This is a genomic window from Vibrio sp. 03_296, from assembly GCF_002265885.1.
The window spans coordinates 1-1,368 of the sequence record NZ_NPKW01000528.1; the positions used below are offsets into that span (position 1 = coordinate 1).

The 1,368-nt window shown below is 44.7% G+C and carries 2 pseudogenes; one reads left to right on the forward strand and one right to left on the reverse strand.

Annotation, left to right across the window (positions count from 1 at the left end):
- Positions 1-168: 168 nt before the first annotated feature.
- Positions 169-410 (reverse strand): annotated as a pseudogene (rpsT, locus tag CIK04_RS25945) (30S ribosomal protein S20).
- Between the two features lie 266 nt (positions 411-676).
- On the opposite strand from rpsT, the pseudogene murJ reads away from it, so the two are divergent.
- Positions 677-1,368, forward strand: a pseudogene (gene murJ / locus CIK04_RS25950) (murein biosynthesis integral membrane protein MurJ); the annotation flags it as partial.

Consider the following 1,368-nt stretch of genomic DNA (forward strand, 5'->3'; position numbering starts at 1 on the left):
GTAAAAGCAATGATTAAACTGCTGCATAGTCTTTATTGTGAAGAATAATGCCTTTGCGTGCCGTGTAGAAAAGAAAAGCTGGTTTACAAGCCAGCTTTTTTATATGGGTAATTTGATAGCAATAAAAAACSGRCATAAAGCCGGCTTTTTCACTGAATCGAGACTCTATTAAAGAGCTTTGATTTGTGCAGCGAAACGAGACTTGTGACGAGCTGCTTTATTCTTGTGAATAAGGCCTTTAGTCGCCATGCGGTCTAGGATCGGTGTAACTACAGCGAATGCAGCAGTTGCAGCTTCTTTATCGCCAGCAGCGATTGCAGCAACAGTTTTTTTCATGTAAGTGCGCATCATTGAACGACGGCTAGCATTGTGCTGACGACGTTCTCAGCTTGGATAGCGCGCTCTAGCAGATTGTTATTGCCAAGGGTCTAACTCCCAAAAACTTTAGTTCGGTGACAATTTAAGGGCGAGGAATATCCCTCATTTATGCCCGATTGTCAAATGATTTGTGCAAAACCCAATCGCGACCAAAACAAGTTTTGGTAAGAAAGGGCATACGCGGTTAAGATGGCGGGGATTCGTATCAGCATTTTTAGACCAATGTCTAATAAATATCCGCGTCTGTCCTAACAAAAGACGGATAAAAGTTAAGCTACGGTGATATTTCGAGGTTACAGTGAGTAAACGACTACTCAAGTCCGGCATGATCGTCAGCGCTATGACGTTGGTTTCTCGTGTTTTAGGCTTAGTGCGCGATGGTGGTTGTCGCCAATTTAATGGGCGCAGGTGCCAGTGCCGACGTATTTTTTCTTTGCCAACAAAATTCCGAACTTTTTTAAAGAAGGCTTTTCGCTGAGGGGGCCTTTTTCTCAAGCGTTTTGTTCCTGTGCTAACGGAATACCACGCCAGTGGCGATCTAAACAAAACACGGGATCTCATCGCTAAAGCATCAGGGACGCTCGGAGTGATCGTTTCCATTGTGACGATTTTAGGGGTGCTTGGTTCTGGCGTTGTCACGGCATTATTTGGCGCGGGATGGTTTATTGACTGGCTACATGGTGGGCCAGCTGCGGAAAAATTTGAGCTTGCCAGCTTTATGCTCAAAATTACGTTTCCCTATCTTTGGTTATCACTTTGTTGCTTTGTCTGGAGCGATTCTCAATACCATGGGCAAATTCGCGGTGTCGTCATTTACACCCGTTTTTCTCAACGTGATGATCATTCTCAGTGCATGGTACATATCACCGATCATGGCTCAACCAGAGGTAGGTTTGGCGATAGGGGTGTTTCTGGGTGGTTTAGTACAGTTTCTTTTTCAAATGCCCTTCCTCATTAAAGCGGGGGTTTTAGTCAAACCGAAGTGGGGTG